Below are 20219 nucleotides of genomic sequence, written 5' to 3' on the forward strand. Positions count from 1 at the left end.
GGGTTTCGCTTTCGTACTCGGAGACTTCCATCGTCTGGCCGGCTCACTCGTCGGCCGACTCTTCCTTGATCCGGCGATAGGTTGCGCGGGCGACGTCGTAGGCCTGCGCGGCCGCCTCCTTCTCGCTCTCGCGAATCGCCGGGGACTTCTGCTTCCAGCACTGGTCGACCGACTTGAGGCACCATTCGGCCGACTTCTTCGAGGCCCGAATCGGCTTGTCGCCGACCAGAACGAAGACTGGGTTCGTGTGCGACGAGGGGAAGATCCGGGCGGCGATCCAACTGGATTTCGTGATCGGGGCCTCAAGCTCCAGGTCCTGGACCGATCCGTCAGCCTCGATCTCGCGACGAGCCACCGGCTGACCGTTGACGATGATCTCGACGGGAACCCTACGCGAGCCGCCCACCCGGGCGCGCTCGACGTGCCAGTACGGCTGCGACTCCAGCGGTTTGCTTCGGATCGATTCCGTTTCCAGCGTCGGCGTCGGAGCGAGCATCGCGGCGGCTTTCACGCGAACCTTGACAGCCCCCGGCTGCGGAAGGTTCAACTCGCTCCCGTCCTCGCCGACGTTTCGACCGCCGACTTGAAAGTCGACGAGGTGGCTGTGACCGTCGGAGACGTAAGACCGGCCTTCCTTGAGCTTCTGACACCAGGCGTCGAAGTCGAGCTTGCCATCGAGTTTCACGTAGACGCGACCCAGGCCGACGCGTTCGCCGTAGATGCAGGGGAAGTCGGTCTCGCCGCTGATCCGCGTCCGATATCCGCAGTTGAGCGTGTGATACCAGACGTTCAATTCCCAGGGAATCGGTGTGTCGACAGTCGAGATGAAGTCGACCGCGTCGTGAACAACGTCGACGACGTATTCATTGGCGCCGACTCCGTCATACGGCGGAATCTCGTCGTTCGGGATCGCGTTCGACCGTGTTTTCATGCCCCAGCCGCTGTGAGAGAAACCGACGACTCCGCCTTGTTCCTTGCCCCACTTCAGCACGGGGAGATCCCAACTCGGCCATTCCTCGATCCGGGTGGTCCCTGGGTAGTCGTCTTCCTTCAGCCGAAGGAGGCAGAGGTGGCCGGCGTGCGACGAGGGGAAGCCCGACACCTCCACGTCGTATCGCATCAGGTTCTCGGCCGTCGAGAGCTTGTGGACCTTGCCGTCGAAGAATGCTTTCTGGGCGTACCAGCAAGGCCCCCAGCTCAGGACGCAACCGACGTCCAGATCCTCGCCCAGGATGTGCCGCCACATGTCGTCGGGGGTGACGCCCTCGGTCGGGCTCTCGTAATGGGCGCAACCGGCGGCGTGAACGTGGTGGTCGCCGGAATACCACTTCATGGCGGCCAGATTGATCCAACGTTCCAGCTTGAACCCTTCGTGATGCCTCGTCCCTTTCGGCACAACGATCGTCTTCGAAGCGACTCGATACTCCGGTCCTCGGCCGAACTCGACCTGATATTCGCCGGGAGGGAGGAGAACGGTTTCGCCGTCGGCTCGATAGATCTGGGGGTGGAAGAAGAAGTCGGGCGCCAGCCGCCGGCTGGGGGAGGGATAGACGCGGCCCAGGCGGTCGCGGAAGAGAAACGTTCCCGTCGTGGGACGGCCGTCCCAGTCGCGAACTTCAAGCGTCACGGCGACGGCCGGCTCGACGCTGAAGAGGATGTCGACGTCGCTCCTGAACCCGAGGTCCTGCGATCCCTGGCCGACGCTGAAGGTCAGCTTGGCCTCGCGCCGGCCTTCGTCCCGAGCGGCGATCTGGACGATTCGATATTCGAGCGGCAGACCGGAGAGCCTGCGCACCATCGGCCGATCGTCGTACATGGCGACGTCGCACCATCGCTGAAGGACGTCGGCCTTGCCGATGCTCGGTTTGGGCTCGGATGCGTTGGTGGATCGTTTGAAGATCGGCCCGGCGTTGGGGCTCTCCACGACCAGCGGGGCCGTCACGCCGGCCTCGTTGTGTACCTTGACGAGGAAGACGCTCCAGCCGTTCTGGATCAGCTTTGGCTCCGCCGGGCCGGGGGCGGATTTGACGCGGCTCTCCGGGTTGATCTCCACGCCGACGAGGCAGCGAGCGTCGAGAATCTGCTGGATCGCCTTGACCGCCGCTGGACCTCCGGTCGAGTCGACGGCGGCGTCCAACTTCGCCTGCTCGTCGACCGTGAGCGGCTGGCCGAGAAGCTTGAGCGACTGGGCGATGCGTCTCGCCTGGGCGCCGAGGGGCTGGAACTCCACCTCCTGGACGATCGGGAGATCGTCGGCGCGCGCTCCCAAAGGGGCCATCCCAATGGTTCCAAGGGCCGCGGCGAGGAGTGTTTGAACAACGAGGCTCGCGCGTGGGTTCATGGTAGGCGGGCTCGACGAGTACGTCGGGAATCGTTCATGCGACGCCGAGGTCGATTCTGTCGCATCCCGAAACCAGCCGCAACCAGTCGGCGAGACGGCTCGCCGGGCGTCGCCGATTCGCCTTGAGCGGGGAGGGGGCTGCCGCTATCGTGTGCGGGCCGTTTCGGGCTGCTTTCTCTGGCCACGGAGGGCCGATCGCGTGAAACGCCAACGCGGATTCCAGGGCGACCGTCTGCGTCGTCTCTTGCAGAGCGGATTCAAGAAGCCGGCCGTCGCCGGCCGTTCGCCCCATATCGAGGTCCCAGGCGCATCGCGATCGCATCTGAATCACCCATCCGAGAACCGTCGGGAAGACTCCCGCGCGCGGGTCGTCGCGACGCTGGAACGCTGGGCGCGCTTGAAGGCGTATCTCCCGGAAGAGCTGATCCGTCACGGGCTCGTCGCCATGAGGGCGAATCGCGAGGCCCTTGGCGCCGCAGTTCAGTTCGGTGACGGCTGTCAACGGGCCTGCATCTTCGCCTGCGAACACTTTGAAGTCCTCGTCGCCTGCCGGACCTCGGGGCAGGGGGGGCCGATCCACGATCACGGCGGGTCGATCTGCGGCCTGCTTGTCGTCGAGGGGACGGCCACGGAGATCGTCTTCGAGGAGACGGGGGCCGGGCTGCTTTCTCCTTCGCGGTCTCACAACATCCCCGAGGGAGCGGTATCAGTCTCACGAAACGGCGATGTCCACATGCTCGCCAACTTGCAATCTGAGGGGACGCCGCTCATCACGCTTCACGTCTGCTCGCCGCCTCTGACCGCCCGTCATCGATTCCGGCTTGGGGAGACGGCCTTCAGCGGACTTGACGAGGTTGTAGACGAACAGACCTCCACTCGAAGTCTCTCGATCTGAGAAACGCCACATGCTCTGAGTCTTCAATCGGAAAGCTTACGAGTCCTCCACCTCCAAAGGGGCCACCCGATGAGTCGCAACCTCCGACAGCACGGGTTCACGCTGATCGAGCTTCTCGTCACAGTCTCGATCATCGGCCTGCTGATCGGGTTGATTCTGCCGGCCGTGCAGATGGCTCGTGAGTCAGCCCGAAGGCTGCGGTGCTCTAACAATTTGCGACAGATCGGGCTCGGATTCGCCGGCTATTCCACGGTCCACGATGCACTCCCGCCGACGTTCGGAGGGCTGGGCTTCTCGTCGTTTGCAGCGACCTTGCCGTTCGTGGAAGGCGTGACGCTGTATGCGTCAGTGAACTATGCGTTGATGCAAGACAGCCGTGCCAACGGAACGGCGACTTATTCCCTGGTCGATATCCTGCTCTGCCCCTCGGATCCTCCGATGAGTCGCATGGGGTGGACGAATTACGCGGCAAACATCGGGTGGAAACGCCAGGATATCCAGCGATGTAATGGGCTATTCGTCCTCTTCACAGAACCACTCGTTCGGTCGGCGTCGGTCCTGGATGGATTGTCGAATACGGCGATGGTCTCGGAATGGGTCTGTGGCCAGGGAGGTGTGATCGGTGTCGGCGATCGCCTCGGCTCGGCATACGACATCGAAGCTGACTTTTGGAGACCGGGACAGTTCGAGGCGGCGATGAAAGCCTGCAACAACCTCAAACTGGGGGAGCCGTTACCTCACGCTGGAAAAGGAAGACCTTGGTTGAACGGCTCACCAGGCTTCAGCGCCTACTCTCACAACCTGGGCATCAACTTTCCGAGTTGTATCCATACGGAGAATCCATCCTCCTCATGGACCGCCGGTAGTCGGCACGGTTCGGGGGCGAACGTCCTATCGGGCGACGGCCACGTCGCTTTTCTGAAATCCTCCATGGCTCTCCCGGTCTGGCGAGCCTTGGGCACTCGCGATGGTGGCGAATTGGTGGGGACTTTTGAGTGAATTACTCCCCATCGCCTTGCCATGCGGAGCTTGGAGCACGGCTGGAATCAAACTGTCCTTGCAGGCCTTGGGCGATTCGCTTATCGTTCCGGGCCGATTGGAGACGGCGGCCGTCGATCTCCGACGCGTTCGTCGCTCTGGCCAGGAAGGCCGGGGAAGGGCCGAGCCCTGCGGGCGCTCGGGAGGGATTCCGATGAAATGCCGATGGTTCCGCCGGCTGCTCTTGATCCTGCCCGGGATCGCGGTGGCGCCGGTCCTGCTCTGGTGTCTGATCGTCCTGCTGGCCCCCACCAACTGGGCTCGCAAGCAGGTCGTTGCGGCGTTGGAGCGGTCGAGTGGACGAGCCGTCGACCTCGATCGCCTCACCGTCTGTTTCAGCGGCGGCCTCGACCTGACCAATCTCCGGATCGGCGCTCCTGGTTCTCAGGACGATCCCTGGCTTGAAGCCGGCAACCTCCATCTGGACGTCGGCGTTTTTCAGATCCTCTGCGGCCGATTCGACGCGACGGCCCTCGACATCGACGGACTCCGCCTTCGGATCCGTCGACGCGCGGACGGGACCTTCGAACTCGCCGATCTCGTCCGCGCTCGAGGAGCTTTAAACGCGACCGACACTCAGACTTGCTCGGGCCCGACGAACCTGCAGATCCACGTCAGCCACGCCGAGATCCACCTGATCGACGAACCCACGCAGGGGGACGTCGTCCTGAAGGGGGTCGACGGCGAGGGGACCTGGGAAGAAGGCCGCACGATCACCGGAACCATGACCGGCATGGTCAATCAGGGTGAGTTCCGCTTCTCGGGCTCGCTCAACCGCATTCCGGGCCGGCCGAGTTTTGAGGGGCAAATCTTCGCGGATCGCGTGGTCCTCGACGACGGAATGGCGTTCCTCCGCTACCTTGTCCCCGTCCTGGCCGGGTCGAACTTCCGGGTCGGCGGCGACATGACCATGGAGATGTATCTCCGAGGCGACGGAGAGACGCGCGAGATGCTCCGTCAAACGCTCGTCGGCGACGGCCGGATCATGATCGACCCCATTCAACTCGACGGCAGCGAACTCTTCGCCGAGGTCGAGAAATCCGTGCCGATGCCGGTCAAGAACCGCGGAGGATCGCTCCGGACCGAGTTCACCGTCAAGGAGGGGCGGATCACCACCAATCGGCTCTCCCTCAACGTGGCCAAGGCTCCCCTGGTGGTCACCGGCTGGACCGATTTCGACGGCCGGCTCGACTACAGGATGAGCCTCGAAGGACTGGCCGAGCGAGTCCCCGACCGCGCCCGACGGTTGCTCGCCGACCTGGACCTGGACGTTGAGGCCCTCAGCGGCCTGCGACTCAGCGGAACGGTCGACGACCTGAACGTCAGCGTTCTGGGCCGGGGTGCAGACGCCGTTTCCCCGGTCGACGGTTTCCTTGCTCCTCCCGATAAACAACGGCTCAAAATGCTCGGCCGGGAGATCCGAGACAAGATCCTTCGTTGACGACGGTCCTCCCGGTCGTGCGTCCTGCACCGCCCACCCCTCCCACTCCCCCTCGATTCGCCTGATGCGCCGCCCCGCACCGTCCCGATCTGTTCGAGGCCGAAACCTCGCTCGGGGCGATGGTGTTTGATTGCATGTGTTTGGTTCTTGATTCAGGCGGCAACGGAACATACAATCAGGAGGTTCGGGCCTCGGTTCTCGAGGCGCGAGTATCCAAGGAGGAGCCGACGGTGCCGAGGCGAGCTTGGATCGGGCTGTTGTGTTTCTGGCCGGGCCTGCCGCAAATCTGGACCGGGCAGGAGGTTTTCGGGCTGCTGCTCGCCGGCTTCTTCGCCGCGACGATCAATCTGGCAGTCGTCGCGCGATGGGTCTGGGTCGAGGCTTTCGCCCCCGGTTGGGCTGATTTCTTTGCGGTCACGGCGATCTTGACGTGGTCGGCGGCCTTCGTCTATACGACCTGGTGGGTCTGGCTTTGCCATCCCGATCGCCACCGCGCCGAGATCGAGAAACTCTATCGAGAGGCCCTGGATCTCTATCTGCAAGGCAAGTGGAACGAGTCCCGGCGGCGGATCGAGCGGATCCTGGCGTTGGACGAGACCGACGTCGACGCTTTAATGCACCTGGGGGCGATCCACGTCCGAACTCACCGTCCCGATCTGGCGCGACGGGCGTATCGTCAGTGCCTGGAGCAGGACGGAGGGGCCAAGTGGCGGTGGGAGGTCGAACGATCGCTGGCAGCACTGGAGCGACCTCACTCCTGAGAGATCAGTCGGCTCTTTGGATCGCCGCGGCGAGAGGCTCGCGACCCCCGAGGAGACCCGGCGGGACGCGAGCCGCCGTCGTTTCAGGAAGGGGCGGCGAATCTCAAAACTAATCGGTCGGGGCGGTCGTATTGAACGAATCGCGGCGTCGGGGTGTACAATGCTAGGCAAGAGAAGGCTCGTCGCCTAGGCGGGAGGATCGGCCCGTCGCCGCTATGAACGTCGGATCGGAGTAGACCGCATGTTTGAACGCTTCACCGATCGTGCCCGGAAGGTGATGCAGCTGGCCAATCAAGAGGCCCAGCGCTTCAACCACGAGTACGTCGGCACGGAACACGTCCTGCTGGGGCTGATCAAGGAAGGCAGCGGAGTCGCCGCCAACGTCTTGCGGAACCTTGACGTCGATCTCCGGAAGATCCGCAACGAGGTCGAGAAGATCGTCCAGGCCGGTCCCGAGATGGTCACGATGGGGAAGCTCCCCCAGACCCCCCGGGCCAAGAAGGTCATCGAATACGCGATCGAAGAAGCTCGCAACCTGAACCACAACTACGTCGGCACCGAACACCTTCTACTCGGCCTGTTGCGCGAGCAGGAAGGGGTGGCGGCCCAGGTCCTGATGAACCTGAACCTGAAGCTCGAAGAAGTGCGCGAGGAGGTGCTGAACTTGCTCGGTCACGGGATGGACGCTGGCGGCGAAGGTGGTGAGCGCGGCGCCGCAGCAAAAGGCAATAAGTCCAAGACCCCGGCCTTGGACTCCTTCGGACGCGACCTGACCGATCTGGCTCGGCAATCCAAGCTCGACCCGGTCATCGGCCGCCAGAATGAAATCGAGCGCGTGATCCAGGTGCTCTCGCGCCGCACCAAGAACAACCCGGTCCTCCTCGGCGAGGCGGGCGTCGGCAAGACGGCGATCGTCGAGGGCCTGGCCCAACTCATCGTCGACGGCGGCGTCCCCGAGTTGCTGCGCGACCGGCGGATCGTGGTGCTCGACCTGGCGATGATGGTCGCCGGCACGAAGTACCGCGGCCAGTTCGAGGAGCGCATCAAGGCGGTCATGAACGAGGTCCGCCGCGCCAAGAACACCATCCTGTTCATCGATGAGCTGCATACGCTCGTCGGCGCGGGCGGGGCGGAGGGGGCCATCGACGCCTCCAACGTCCTCAAGCCGGCCCTGGCGCGCGGCGAGGTCCAGTGCATCGGCGCCACCACCCTCGACGAGTACCGCAAGTACATCGAGAAGGACGGCGCTCTGGAACGTCGGTTCCAGATGATCATGGTGGAGCCCCCCAGCAAGAGCGAGGCTCTGGAGATCCTCCGCGGCCTCCGCGACCGCTACGAGGCCCACCACCGCGTTCAGATCACCGACGACGCGCTCGAGGCGTCCGTCGAGCTGTCCGACCGCTACATCACCGGCCGCTGCCTGCCGGACAAGGCCATCGACGTGGTCGACGAGGCGGGTGCCCGCGTCCGACTCAAGGCCATGACCCGGCCCCCGGATCTGAAGGAGCTCGACGAGCAGATCGAGCGCCTCAACCAGGACAAGGAAGAGGCCGTCGCCAACCAGGACTTCGAGCGGGCCGCCGCGCTCCGCGACCAGGCCGACAAGCTCAAGAAGAAGAAGGAGACGATCACCCGCGAGTGGCGCGAGCGCTCACGAGAGATCGACGGCACGGTCGACGAGGAGGTGATCGCCGAGGTCGTCTCCAAGATGACCGGGATCCCTCTCACCCGCCTGGAGACCGAGGAAACGGCTCGTCTGCTCCGGATGGAAGAGGAGATCCAGAAGAAGGTCATCTCCCAGACCGAGGCCATCAAGCGGATCAGCGAGGCCGTCCGCCGCAGTCGCGCCGGGCTCAAGGATCCCAAGCGGCCGATCGGCAGCTTCGTCTTCGCCGGCCCCACGGGCGTCGGCAAGACGCACCTGGCCAAGGCCCTGGCCGAGTTCATGTTCGGCGACGCCGACGCGTTGATCCAGATCGACATGTCGGAGTACATGGAGAAGCACAACGTCTCGCGGCTGATCGGCGCCCCTCCGGGCTACGTCGGCTACGAGGAAGGCGGCCAGCTCACCGAGAAGATCCGCCGCCGTCCCTACGCCGTGGTCCTGCTCGACGAAATCGAGAAGGCCCACCCGGACGTCTACAACATGCTCCTCCAGATCATGGAGGAAGGTCGGCTGACCGACAGCTTCGGTCGCAACGTCGACTTCAAGAACACTATCATCATCATGACGACCAACGCCGGCGCCGAAGTCACCGCCAGCACGAACCTCTTCGGGTTCGAGCGCGGCCGCGACGAGGCCCACTCCTACGAGGAGATGAAGGAACGGCTCAAGGTCGCCATCGAGAAGTACTTCCGGCCTGAGTTCCTCAACCGTCTGGACGACGTCATCGTCTTCCACTCGTTGACCCAGGCCGACCTGAAGCGGATCGTCGACATCGAGCTGGCCAAGATCCGGGGCCGCATGGCCGAACGGGGTCTGGAACTGGCCCTGACCGACGCTGCCAAGGAACTGATCATCGCCAAGGGCTACAACCCCGACTACGGCGCCCGCCCGCTTCGCCGTGCGATCGAGAACATGATCGAGAACCCCATGGCCGAAGAAGTCCTCCGGGGCACCTTCGCCGGTAAGGATCTCATCACGGTCGACGTCGAGGGCGATAACGAGAGCAAGAAGCTCAAGTTCACCGCCAGCAAGAAGGGCGACGAGGCCAAGGGCCCGGCGCTGGCTGCGGTCGGCGGCGACGCCTGATCGTCGGCTCCAGGTTTAAGACCGCAAGTGGGGAGGGCTCCGGTCCTCCCCACTTCGTTTCGAAGCGAGGGACGTCGGGAGACGCCTGATGGGCCGCGACCAGAGTCCTCCATCGCTCTGCATCGTGACGCCGACCTTCGAGCGTCGCACGCTGCTGAAGCGGTTCCTGAAACAACTCCCGAAGCAAGAGTTCCAGGACTGGAAACTGGTCGTCGTCCATGACGGGCCGAACGGCCGGATCAAGTCGCTCGTCGGTCGCTTCGAGGCCTCCGATCCGCGGATCGTCTTCGTGGAGACGCCCGACTGGAACAACGACTATGGGGCGACGCCCAGGCTGGTCGGCGTGCAGGAGGCGAGGGCTCGCTTCGCACCCGACTACATCCTGTTCTGGGACGACGACAACTCGTTTGAGCCCGACGCCCTATGTCGCATTCGGGACTCGCTGGTCGCCCACGATTACCCCGAGGTCCTCATCGTCTCCGTGGACTACCGCGGCCGTGAGATGCTGCCGCCGGAGGGCGTCTCGGGCTATCACCTCAAGATCGGCCAGGTCGACATGGCCTGCATCATTGTTCGGACCTGGCTGGCGCAGGCGGGCTACGAGGCGGTCGTCCAGGCGAAGTGGGACAATCCCGGTCGCGACCTATTCGTCCAGGACTGGATGCTCCTGGCCCACGTCCGGGAGCGTGTCCCGACGCCTCGGATCGTCGTGGATCGAAGCATCAAGGTAGGGACGATGGACGGTCTGCGCCGACTCCATACGTGGCGACGACGATGGGGGCTTCCGTCCCTGGGCCTGACGAGCCAACGTTGGTTTCGAAGGCTGACCGAGGGCGTGTTCTGACTCGCCGGCCCTGGATTTCGGCTCACTCTTCGTAGAGGTCGCCGATGCACGAGTCGACGGCGTCGGGAACCAGAGCCTTCGCCGGTTCCTCGTGGTGAACCTTGCCGTTTGCGGACGGTTCCGGCTTGAGGGCTGGTACGTGCTTCGGCTTCTTCGGCGGCGGAGCGTCGTTCCAGAGCTTGTCGGCGACGACCACGAAGGCCGGCACCAGGATCGGCCGGACGAGGAAGGTGTCCAGCAGGATGCCCAGGCCCAGCGAAAAGCCCAGTTCGCGCAGCGAGGTCAGGCTGCCGGTCAGCATCGAGCCGAACGTGCCCGCCATGATGAGGCCGCACGAGCTGATGATCCCGCCAGTGTGAGCCACAGCCCGGCGCGTCCCTTCGACGACGCCGTGCTTGGCTTCCTCCTCGATCACACGCGCCATGAGGAGGATATTGTAGTCCTCTCCCACGGCCACCAGGATCACGAACAGGAAGAAGCCGACCGTCCAGTCCAGCCCCGCCCAGGGTTCAGGGCCGTGGTGCAGGTTCTTGAAGACCAGCTCGGTGATCCCCAGCGACGCCAGGTAGCCCAGAACGACCGTGAAAATCAGGTAGAGGCACGTTCCCGGTCGCTTCAGCAGGGCGACCAGGATCACGTACACGCCGAAAGTCACCAGGAAGTACATCCGGTGCTCGTCGCCCGTCGTGACCCGCATGAGGTCATTCACCGCCGATGTGGAGCCGGCCAGGCCGACGCCCACCGCGCCGTGGATCGGCCCCTCGGGCTTGCTGGCGGCGTCGAGCGTCTCCTCGATCCGGGCGAGCGCTTCCAGACTGGCCCGCGAGAACGGGTCGGATGAGAAGACCACGTCGAACCGACTGATATGGTTCTGGTCCTTCGGCTCGGCCGGCTTGACGCTGATGTAACGGCCCTCGGCCGCCGCGTGGAGCGCCTTGTCGGCCATCCGCTGGAGGAAGTTCATCTCCGAGGCCGGCGGCGAAGGCCTGCCGAGCGGCTGCGTCAGCGAGCGGACCTCGGCGACGCCCGGAACGGCCAGCAGCCGCTTCGTCATCTCCGCGACCTTGTCGCGGCCTTCGGGCGATCGGAAGTCGAGCTTCGGATTCTCCACCACCGCGATCGTCGGGCTCAACTCCCCGACCGCGAAGTATCGCCGGATGACCGAGGCTCCGATGACGCTCGGCCGATCGGGCGCGAGGTCGGCAAGCTGGCTGTAGTTCGACGTCGTCTGGGCGCCGATGACGGCCAGCGGCACCAGAGCGGCGAGGCTCACGAAGAGAATCCATAGCGGGTGGCGGACGACCAGGCTCGACACCGCCACCCAGAACCCCGTCATCGGGGTTTCATTCAGGCTCTCCTGCTCGCGGTCAGCCCCGGGAGTGTGATGGGGGGGCTTGAACGGCCAGAAAATCGCGCCGCCGAGCCAGGAAAGCATCATCGGTGCGAGCGTCAGGGCGGCCAGCAGGGCGATCGTCAGGCTGAGTGCGATGGCCGGGCCGGTGTAGCGGATCTTGGCGAAGCTGGAGAAGATGAGCATCCCCAGCCCGATCACAACGGTCCCCGCGCTCGCGACAAGTGCGCCGCCGACCTGTTCGATCGACTCGCGGAGTGCGTCACGGCGCGAGCGGCCTCGGGCCAATTCCTCGCGGTACCGGGCGATCAGGAAGAGGCAGTAGTCGGTCCCTGCTCCGAAGAGGACGACCACCACGAAGACCCTGGTGATGTTGATGACCTGAAAGCTCAGCCAGGGAGCCTCCCAGCGTGTCGCCAGGTCCGACGAGACGGCCGCCAGGGAGGCGATCGCCTTCATGGAGACGACGACCGAGAAGGCGATCGTCACCAGCGGCACCATGGCGAGCAGCGGGGAGCGGTAGACGACCAGCAGAATGGCGACCACCAGGACGATGGTGGCGACGGTCGTGGCGTCGATGCTCTCCTGGGCCGCTCGGTTCATGTCGTGGCCGACGACCGCGGAGCCAGAGACGGATCGGACCAGGCCCTCAGGGAGGGGCGGCTGCTTGGCGAGGTACTCCAGAATCTGGTCGACGGCGATTCGGGTTCGCCGCGAAAGGTAGGTGCCGTTGAGCGAGGCGATGGAGAGGACGGCCTGCCCCTTGCCGTCCTTCGCCGTGCCGATCAGCCGCTGACCGATGACCGGCGAGCGGTGGGTGTCCAGCTTCTTGACCCCCAGCGTCGGCTCGGCCTCGCTCCATTTGTAGAAGTCGGCCGCGAACTTCTCGACGAAGGCGAGGTCGTCAGGACTGAGCGCGGCGTCCTTCCGTTCGTGGATGAAAACGACCTGTGAACTCGCCGCGTCGCGCGGGAAGCCGCGCTCCATCAGGTCCTGGCCGACGACGCTGGGATATTCGCGGGGGAAGAACCGGACGTCGTCGTCCTTGGTCACGTTCTCCCATCGCGGTGCGTAAAGAAACAGCAGCGTCGTCGCTGAAATCCAGAGCAGCAGCACGATCCAGGATCGACGCTGAACCAGTCCGGCGAGAAAAGAGAACATATTCGGATCGTGTTCCCGTATAGGATCCGGGGACGTTCATCCTGAACTGGTCCGCCGGTTGGCGTCCGGCCGATCCCAAGTCATCCAGCAGCAAGCATTTTGGTTGAGAGGGATGAGTCTAGTCGATCCCCATCGCCCTGTCAAAGCGTAACGCAAACCCTGGGCCTGGGCGAGCCCCTCGCCTGGCGGTCCATCGGAAGAGATCGGACGATCCGGACGTCGGGTTGGCCTGAAACTTGCCGTGACGCGTATTATCCTTTAGAAGATTCCAAGCGGGCCGTCGATCCGGCCCGGAAATGGTGTCCTGAGGAAACCTGCCTTGTCGCCCTCAACGCTCCGAGAACTCAGCATCAACTGGACGGGCCGGCTGGCCCACTTCAACACGCATCGAAATGATGAGCATCTGAACGCGCTGTACGAAGAGTGCCTCCGTTTCGTCGGCCTGCACCTAGAGAACGACCTGTCCCGGTCCGACTACTGGTCGCGGAGGCCGCTGGACCGACGCCTGGCAGTGCTCCTCTACCTGGTCGATCAGGGTGTGGTTGAAATGGCCGCGAAGCACGGCCGTCACCAGTTCATTCCGACGACCGACGCCGAAGCGTGGGTCGCCTCCAACCCGGCCATGCGTCCCTTTTCCAAGGCGACGCTCGAGCTGATCGCGGCCCTCCGGCATTACGCCGCCCGGCTTTCCCGGCCGCGCAAGTCCTCGTCCTAACCTGGACGTCGACGACGTTTGGGGCCCCGAGATCCAACCTCCGGGCCCCGCGAGATCCTTCTCCAGGCTCCCCACTCACCCCGTACCGGCGAGGGTGCCGCAGGCGGCCTGGATGTCCTTCCCGCCCGAATAGCGGCGGACGATCGGCTGGCCGACGTGGCGTGTGAGTGCGTCGCGGAAGGATTGCAGCTCGTCAGCGCCTGGAGGCGAGTAGCGGCCGGTGGGGTCGGTGACCTCGATGAGGTCGACGCGGACGGGCGTATCGCCGATCAGTTCGCCCAGGGCTCGGGCGTCGTCCTCGCCGACGTTCACGCCGCTGATGCAGACGTACGCCAGCGTGACGCGGGTCCGCCGCGCCAGGGCGTACCTGCGCGCGGCGGCGACAACCTCGGCGACCGGCCACCGGGCGGCGACGGGGACTAACTCGCGACGTTTCTCGTCGGTCGCGGCACCCAGGCTGACGGCCAGACGGTAGCGACGGCCTTCGCGGGTGTAGCGGTCGATCTCCGGAACGAGGCCCACGGTGCTGATCGTGATCGCCTTGGCGGCGACCGAGCCGGCCGAGGAGCATCGCATGAGGTCGGCGGCCGTCATGACGTTGTCGTAGTTCAGGAAGGGCTCCCCCATCCCCATGAAGACGGCCCCCGTCACCCGGCGGCCCTGGGAATGGACCACGTCGCGGGCCTGGAGGAACTGGTCGATGATCTCCCATGTCTTGAGGTTGCGCCGAGTGGTCATGCGGGCCGTCGCGCAGAAGGTGCAGCCCATCGCGCAACCTACCTGCGAGGACAGGCAGAGGCTGACCGCCCCCTCCTTGTGCAGCGGGATCAGGACCGTCTCAAGAGCCAGGTCTTCGGCCGTCCGGAATCGGAGCTTCTGGAATCCGTCGCCCGGCGAAACGACCGAGGCGTCGAGTCGAAGCCGGGGCAGGGGGAGGGGCCCGATCGACTCGGCCAGGCGTTTGGGGATCTGAGACTCAGCCATCCAGCGGTCAGGTTCCAGCACCCCGCGGCGGAAGATCGCCGAGAGCAACTTCCGCACGACCACGGCGTCGCAGCCGCGTGCTGCGGCCCACGTCTCCAGTTCACCCGGCCCTACATCTCTCGGATCGATCGTCACGTCCACCACTTGCTTTCCTCGACGGCGGTCCCTGGTGCGTTCTCGCCCCAGGATATCAGAGTGGGACCCCTCCGCAGAATTCCACCTTGCACCAGCCGAGACGTCCGCCAAAGAAATCCAATAGGGAGTAACATCCAGGTAAGGAGAGTGAGCGTGCGGGCTTGGCTCCTGCTTTTCGAACTGAGTGATGGACGACGCTTGTGCGCCAGCGAAAAATGGTCAATCGAAGCCAATCCTCCAGCAACGCCGGGCGATCGGCCGAGGGGAACTCGGCGGATTGGTATGGGCTTGTTAAGTTGTTTTGTGAAAAAGCCTTGTGTTTCGTGGGTGAAGGGCGTCCCAGGGCCTCGGAGGCTCCGGTCGGTCGAACGAAAGGCGTGCGAACGAACCCGAGCAGACCCAGTCCGCTTCAATATCGCGATCAGGCCGGCGAACATCCAAGATGAGGCGTCCGGCGTCGAAATCCAGATTTCGATGGTGTTGAAAATTCCTTAGATTCTCGAACAAACCAACGGGATGAACGCGGCGTAGGAATTGAGATTCGCAAGCGATCAAGCCGGCCGTCGAGGGGATGAGACGTCGTCCTGGAGCGGTCCGGATCGGAATGGACGAGGGGGTTCAACGGGACCCTCTCAGGGCCGTCGTCGGTCCCACCATGGACATCGAAGAGGAGAGATTCGAGTATGAAGCGAAATCCAGTCGCCTGGGCGGCTTTGGTCGTTTCTTCCGCCGCTCTGGTTAGCTCGACGGGCGTACTGCGGCCGATGCCCGCCGCCCCCAAAGTTGCGCCCGAGAGCCAGAAGGTTGCCGAGGCGCTTTCCCAGGCCTATGAGGCCGTGGCCGAGTTCGTGAAGCCGTCGGCCGTGCAGATCAGCGTCAAGAAAAGCTCCGCCGGGCCGAACGTGCGGAACTTCCAATTTCCGTTCCCTGGCGGGCCGAACGGTCCTCGCGGCCGGAACCCGCAGGGTCAGCCCGACATGAAGGACTTCGAAGAGATGCTTCGGAAGTTCTTCGGTCCCGACGGACTGCCGGAGAGGAACCAGTTCGGCGGCCCCACGCCTGGCACGGGGGTCGGCTCGGGCTTCGTGTATGACGACAAGGGCCACATCCTGACGAACAACCACGTGGTCGAAGGGGCGGACAAGATCGTCGTCACCTTCCACGATGGGATCGAGGTTCCCGCGACCGTCGTTGGGCGTGATGAAAAGTCGGACGTGGCGGTCATCAAGGTTGAGACCAGCAACTATCCCGCCCTGCCTCGCGGCGACAGCGGCAAGCTGAAGGTCGGCGACCTGGTCATGGCTGTGGGCTCGCCCTTCGAGCTGAGCCAGACCTTCACCACGGGCATCATCTCGGCCACCGACCGGAACAACGTCCGGATCAACGACTACGAGTCGTTCCTCCAGACCGACGCGGCCATCAACCCGGGCAACTCGGGCGGGCCGCTGGTGAACATGGCGGGCGAGGTGATCGGCGTCAATTCGGCGATCGTCACCGGCGGCCGCGGCAACGACGGCATCGGCTTTGCGATCCCGATCGACATGGCCGCCAACGTCGCCGACCAGCTCATCAAGTCCGGCAAGGTCAGCCGGTCGCGGATCGGCGTCCAGATGGAGCCGCTGACCCCGGTCCTGGCCAAACAGCTTGGCCTGGAAGACGGCGTCAAAGGGATTCTCGTGAGCCTGGTCGCTGACGGCTCTCCCGCCGAGAAGGCCGGGCTGAAGCAGGGCGACGTGATCGTGAGCTTCGGCGGCGAGAAGCTTGACGGCAGCCTCCCGGTGTTCCGCCTCAAGGTGGCCGCCAGCGCCGTCGGCAAGGGGGTCGATATCGACTACTACCGCGAGGGCCAACGCAAGACGACGACCATCGTCCCGGTGGCCGAAGACAAGGTGGTGTTCGACATCGAGCAGAATGCCCAGAAGGAAGGTCGGGAATCCGAGAAGAAGGAGCCCGCGTCAACGGCCGTCGCCGACTTCGGCCTGGAAGTCCAGCCTCTGACCGCTGAGCTCGCCGAGTCGCTCGGCCTGCCCAAGGATCAGAAGGGCCTGCTGGTCGCCGCCGTGAAGGAGAACAGCACGGCCGAGGCCGAGGGAATCCAGGAAGGCGATGTCATCACCAAGGTCCTCCGCGACAAGCGTGTTCAGCCGATCGGCGACGTCCGCGCGTTCCAGGACCTGGCCTCCAAGAGCGAGGTTCTGTCGTTCTACGTTCACTCCGCCAAGTCGGGCAGCCGCTTCGTCTCGCTGACGAAGGCCGCCCTCCCGGCCGGCAAGTGATCCACCTACCGCCGCCCTCCTCGGGCGGCGGCTCTCAAAACGACGAACGGCCGCGCCGAGTGAACTCGGCGCGGCCGTTCGTCATCTATGGTGATCCAGAGTGACCGGGTCCGTGGGGTCAATCGGGTGGGCGGCTACGAAGTCGGTGGGTCGTCCTGGTGGTAGAACGAGTTATCGACCTGCAACCCTTCACGAATCACTCAAACCAATTGGGCCGATTGGATTCAAGCCGGTCGCTCGGACGGCCGAAACTCGTCCGGTCGTCCGACGCCTGCGGGTCGGCGAGACAGATCCGCGTGGGCCGTTGGATTGGATCTGCCCGTTCGCGAGGTTCTGTTGTATTGTAGTCGATAGAGGGGGGCCGGGCGCGTCCGCGAGGGGTCGTCCCGGCGGTGGCCAGCTCAGGGAACACGAAGAAAAGACACCCACCGGCGGTCAGGACGGGCGATGCGACTTCGTCGCCGTGGCCGACGCGTGTCGAGGATGAAGGTCGCGATGAACGATCCGACGACGAACACCGGATCCGAAGAACACGAGTCGACCGAACGCTACGATATCGAGGTCGCGCCCCGGGTCCGGAACCTGCCGCCGTACCTCTTCGGCAAGATCAACGAGCTGAAGTATCGGAAGCGCACCGCCGGGGACGACGTCATCGACCTGGGCATGGGCAACCCGACCGACCCCCCCGAACAGTGGGTCGTCGATAAGCTCTGCGAGGCCGCCCAGGATTCGCGGAACCACCGCTACAGCGTCGCCACGGGGATCTACAACCTCCGTCGCGAGGTCGCTGCGAAGTACGAGCGGCGGTTCGGCGTGAAGCTCGACCCCGACCAGGAGGTCGTGGCGACGATCGGCTCGAAGGAAGGGTTCAGCCACATGTGCCTGGCCCTGCTCGGGCCTGGCGACACCGCGCTGGTCCCCGCGCCCACCTTCCCGATCCACAGCCACGCCGTCGCGCTGGCCTCGGCCAACGCCATCTCGCTGGACGTCCGCGACCAGCAGGCGTTCCTGACAAACATCGCCCGGGTGTGCGACAGCCTGCTCCCCCGGCCCAAGATCCTGGTGCTGAACTACCCCCACAATCCCTCGTCGGCGGTCGTCGAGCCGGCCTTCTTCGAGGAGATCGTGGCGCTGGCGAAGAAGTACCGCTTCTTCGTGATCCACGACTTCGCCTACGGCGACATCGGCTTCGACGGCTACCAGCCGCCGAGCTTCCTGTCGGTGAAGGGGGCGACGAAGGTCGGCTGCGAATTCACGACCATGTCCAAGGGCTACAACATGGCCGGCTGGCGGGTCGGCTTCGCGGCCGGCAACCGCGATATGCTCGGCGCTCTCAAGGCGATCAAGGGCTACTACGACTACGGCATCTTCCAGGCCGTGCAGGTTGCCGCGATCGTCGCCCTTCGCCACGGCGAGGAAGGGCGGGCCGCGCAGGTCGCCGAGTATCAGGAGCGCCGCGACGTCATGGTCCGCGGCCTTCGGCGACTAGGATGGGAAGTCGAGCCGCCCAAGGCCGGCATGTTCGTCTGGGCGAACATGCCTGAGCCCTGGAGGAGCCAGATGGGCTCGATCGACTTCGCCATGAAGCTGCTGGAGGAGGCGAACGTCGCCGTCAGCCCCGGCCGGGGCTTCGGCGAGGCCGGAGAGGGCTGTCTGCGGCTGGCTCTCGTCGAAAACTCCCACCGTCTCCGCCAGGCGATCCGCCAGATCGGCCGCTGCCTGCGGGTCGAGCCCGCCGTCAGCTAAGCCGATCTTCGGTCCGACCCAGGCCGGGACGCTCAGGCGTCCCGGTTCCGGCCCTGCGGGGCAGAGGGCGGGTTGTCGTGGTGGGCCTGCTGGTTCGAGACGCCAGCCCCCTTGGGGGGCGGCACCTGGTCCAGTCGACCGAAGATCATCCGCCCTGCGCTGGTCTGCAGGACGCTGGTGACGGTCAGCCGCACGTTTTCGCCCAGGTGGTAGGCCCCCTGTTCGGCCACGACCATCGTCCCGTCGTCGAGATAGCCGACGCCCTGGCCTGACTCTTCGCCCCGCTTGATGAGCTTAACGCCCAGATTCTCGCCCGGCAGGACGATGGGCTTCATCGCGTTGGCCAGGTCATTGAGGTTGATGACGTCCACTCCCTGGAGTCGGGCGATCTTGTTGAGGTTGTAGTCGTTGGTGACGACCTTGCCTCCGAGATGCTTCGCGAGGATCACCAGCCGCTGATCGACCTCGCGGACTCCGGCCAGTTCGGGGATCTCGGCGTCATCGATGCGGACCTCCACGCCGGGCGACTTCTGGAGTCGATTCAGGATGTCCAGCCCGCGCCGGCCGCGGTTGCGTCGGAGCTTGTCGGAGCTGTCGGCGATCCCCTGCAGCTCCTGAAGGACGAACCGGGGGACGACCATCGGCTGGTCAATGACTTTGGTTTCAGCCACGTCGGCGATCCGCCCGTCGATCACGACCGAGGTGTCCAGCACCAACGGCCGCGCTCCCTTGACCTCCTTCGAGAACTCGACGTAAGGGATGACGAATCGGAAGTCGTCCTTGGTCTGCAACAGGGTCGAGATGCAGATGTAGGTGATGAAGACCATGATCACGCTGGAAACCACTGGGTGGATCAGCGGGTTGAGAGACTGGTGCATCGCCGGCTGGAGGGCGTCGTTGATGAGGTTGCTCAGGAAGATGCCGACGATGACCCCGAAATATATGGCGGAAATCGTCTGGATCTTCTTGCGGGGGGTCAGCAGGTCGCCGATGACGAAGGCGATCGCCGCCAGCATCAGACCGACGAAGAAGACCGCCGGCTTTCCCAACTCATTCTCGCCGACGACTCCAGCCAGCTTTGAACCGACGGCTGCGACGACGAGGATGAATGCGATCCGGATGAATACAAGCAACATGGGAGGATGACCTCTGGCGAATCGGAGCGGGTATGAATCGGTTCGGGGATCAACGACACAAGATAAGGCCGTTGCGATAAAAAGCTAGATGGAGGAATTGTTTCAGGGGCGAGCGCCGGAGGCAAGGTCCGCCTCGATCTCTCTTCGCAGGCGTTCGTGGAAGGACGAGAGGCTTTCGGTGATCACCTTGGTCTCGCCGAGGATCGGCATGAAGTTCACGTCGCCGTCCCAACGCGGGACGATGTGCCAGTGGAGATGGCCGGGGAGCCCTGCGCCGGCCGCGCGACCCTGGTTCAGGCCGATGTTGTAGCCGTGGGGCCGCATCATCCGGTCCAGGATGGTGGTCATCCACCGGATCGTCTCGATCGGTTGGGTAAGCTCTCGGCCCTCAAGCTCGGCGAGGGTCGCCTTGTGCGCGGTGGGGGCGATCAGAAGGTGCCCATTGTTGTAGGGGTAGCGGTTGAGGACGACGACGGTCTCATCCCCCCTCCAGGCGATCAGGTTCTCGGCGTCTCGGTCCTGAGCCAAGCCCGCGCAGAGAAAGCAGGCCGGAGCGTCGGTCGCGCGGACCTCCCCCGTCACATATTGCGCACGCCAGGGCGCCCAGATTCGGTCGAGCAAGTTCGGCGAACCTCGGCCGACC

14 protein-coding genes are annotated in these 20219 nt (G+C 64.6%); 9 read left to right on the forward strand and 5 right to left on the reverse strand.

Annotation, left to right across the window (positions count from 1 at the left end; translation table 11 throughout):
- Positions 1 to 43: 43 nt before the first annotated feature.
- Positions 44 to 2278: a CehA/McbA family metallohydrolase gene (locus G5C50_RS24145; RefSeq protein ID WP_240907342.1), complete on the reverse strand. Its 2235-nt coding sequence runs from the start codon at positions 2276 to 2278 to the stop codon at positions 44 to 46.
- A gap of 262 nt (positions 2279 to 2540) precedes the next feature.
- Between G5C50_RS24145 and G5C50_RS24150 the strand changes: the two genes are divergently transcribed.
- From G5C50_RS24150 to G5C50_RS24175, 6 genes are all read left to right on the forward strand, one after another.
- A complete protein-coding gene (locus tag G5C50_RS24150; RefSeq protein WP_165073536.1) occupies positions 2541 to 3236 on the forward strand; it encodes a cysteine dioxygenase in 696 nt (231 codons plus the stop codon).
- A gap of 69 nt (positions 3237 to 3305) precedes the next feature.
- Positions 3306 to 4235 (forward strand): DUF1559 family PulG-like putative transporter, encoded by a 930-nt coding sequence (locus G5C50_RS24155; protein ID WP_165073565.1) that lies wholly within the window; start codon positions 3306 to 3308, stop codon positions 4233 to 4235.
- Between the two features lie 193 nt (positions 4236 to 4428).
- Positions 4429 to 5715, forward strand: a complete 1287-nt coding sequence (locus G5C50_RS24160) for an AsmA family protein (protein WP_165073537.1) — start codon at positions 4429 to 4431, stop codon at positions 5713 to 5715.
- Between the two features lie 230 nt (positions 5716 to 5945).
- Positions 5946 to 6476 (forward strand): tetratricopeptide repeat protein, encoded by a 531-nt coding sequence (locus tag G5C50_RS24165; RefSeq protein WP_165073538.1) that lies wholly within the window; start codon positions 5946 to 5948, stop codon positions 6474 to 6476.
- A gap of 241 nt (positions 6477 to 6717) precedes the next feature.
- A complete protein-coding gene (locus G5C50_RS24170) occupies positions 6718 to 9228 on the forward strand; it encodes an ATP-dependent Clp protease ATP-binding subunit (RefSeq protein WP_165073539.1) in 2511 nt (836 codons plus the stop codon).
- Positions 9229 to 9316: 88 nt separating this feature from the next.
- Positions 9317 to 10072, forward strand: a complete 756-nt coding sequence (locus G5C50_RS24175) for a glycosyltransferase family 2 protein (RefSeq protein WP_165073540.1) — start codon at positions 9317 to 9319, stop codon at positions 10070 to 10072.
- A 22-nt stretch (positions 10073 to 10094) separates the two neighbouring features.
- On the opposite strand, the gene G5C50_RS24180 is transcribed toward G5C50_RS24175, so the two are convergent.
- Complete coding sequence (locus G5C50_RS24180; RefSeq protein ID WP_165073541.1) at positions 10095 to 12584, reverse strand: MMPL family transporter; 2490 nt, start codon at positions 12582 to 12584, stop codon at positions 10095 to 10097.
- A gap of 319 nt (positions 12585 to 12903) precedes the next feature.
- Between G5C50_RS24180 and G5C50_RS24185 the strand changes: the two genes are divergently transcribed.
- Positions 12904 to 13299 carry a hypothetical protein gene (locus G5C50_RS24185; RefSeq protein WP_240907343.1) on the forward strand — a complete coding sequence of 132 codons (396 nt, stop codon included), beginning with the start codon at positions 12904 to 12906 and terminating at the stop codon, positions 13297 to 13299.
- A gap of 75 nt (positions 13300 to 13374) precedes the next feature.
- On the opposite strand, the gene rlmN is transcribed toward G5C50_RS24185, so the two are convergent.
- A complete protein-coding gene (gene rlmN, locus G5C50_RS24190; RefSeq protein WP_240907344.1) occupies positions 13375 to 14424 on the reverse strand; it encodes a 23S rRNA (adenine(2503)-C(2))-methyltransferase RlmN in 1050 nt (349 codons plus the stop codon).
- A gap of 677 nt (positions 14425 to 15101) precedes the next feature.
- On the opposite strand from rlmN, the gene G5C50_RS24195 reads away from it, so the two are divergent.
- Positions 15102 to 16694 (forward strand): trypsin-like peptidase domain-containing protein, encoded by a 1593-nt coding sequence (locus G5C50_RS24195; protein ID WP_165073542.1) that lies wholly within the window; start codon positions 15102 to 15104, stop codon positions 16692 to 16694.
- A 495-nt stretch (positions 16695 to 17189) separates the two neighbouring features.
- Positions 17190 to 18440 carry an aminotransferase class I/II-fold pyridoxal phosphate-dependent enzyme gene (locus tag G5C50_RS24200; RefSeq protein ID WP_165073543.1) on the forward strand — a complete coding sequence of 417 codons (1251 nt, stop codon included), beginning with the start codon at positions 17190 to 17192 and terminating at the stop codon, positions 18438 to 18440.
- 32 nt (positions 18441 to 18472) lie between these two features.
- Here the strand turns inward: G5C50_RS24200 and G5C50_RS24205 are convergent, their stop codons facing one another.
- Positions 18473 to 19576: a PIN/TRAM domain-containing protein gene (locus G5C50_RS24205; protein WP_165073544.1), complete on the reverse strand. Its 1104-nt coding sequence runs from the start codon at positions 19574 to 19576 to the stop codon at positions 18473 to 18475.
- 102 nt (positions 19577 to 19678) lie between these two features.
- Positions 19679 to 20197, reverse strand: a complete 519-nt coding sequence (locus G5C50_RS24210) for an HIT family protein (RefSeq protein ID WP_165073545.1) — start codon at positions 20195 to 20197, stop codon at positions 19679 to 19681.
- Between the last annotated feature and the right edge of the window lie 22 nt (positions 20198 to 20219).

Origin of the sequence: Paludisphaera rhizosphaerae, assembly GCF_011065895.1 — a bacterium.
Taxonomy (GTDB): Bacteria; Planctomycetota; Planctomycetia; order Isosphaerales; family Isosphaeraceae; genus Paludisphaera; species Paludisphaera rhizosphaerae.

Excerpts from the sequence above, each read along its gene's own strand:
- G5C50_RS24145 (WP_240907342.1), bottom strand. The coding sequence starts at position 2,278 with ATGGCCCCTTTGGGAGCGCGCGCCGACGATCTCCCGATCGTCCAGGAG.
- G5C50_RS24155 (WP_165073565.1), top strand. The coding sequence starts at position 3,306 with ATGAGTCGCAACCTCCGACAGCACGGGTTCACGCTGATCGAGCTTCTC.
- G5C50_RS24160 (WP_165073537.1), top strand. The coding sequence starts at position 4,429 with ATGAAATGCCGATGGTTCCGCCGGCTGCTCTTGATCCTGCCCGGGATC.
- G5C50_RS24170 (WP_165073539.1), top strand. The coding sequence starts at position 6,718 with ATGTTTGAACGCTTCACCGATCGTGCCCGGAAGGTGATGCAGCTGGCC.
- G5C50_RS24175 (WP_165073540.1), top strand. The coding sequence starts at position 9,317 with ATGGGCCGCGACCAGAGTCCTCCATCGCTCTGCATCGTGACGCCGACC.
- G5C50_RS24180 (WP_165073541.1), bottom strand. The coding sequence starts at position 12,584 with ATGTTCTCTTTTCTCGCCGGACTGGTTCAGCGTCGATCCTGGATCGTG.
- G5C50_RS24195 (WP_165073542.1), top strand. The coding sequence starts at position 15,102 with ATGAAGCGAAATCCAGTCGCCTGGGCGGCTTTGGTCGTTTCTTCCGCC.
- G5C50_RS24200 (WP_165073543.1), top strand. The coding sequence starts at position 17,190 with ATGAACGATCCGACGACGAACACCGGATCCGAAGAACACGAGTCGACC.
- G5C50_RS24205 (WP_165073544.1), bottom strand. The coding sequence starts at position 19,576 with ATGTTGCTTGTATTCATCCGGATCGCATTCATCCTCGTCGTCGCAGCC.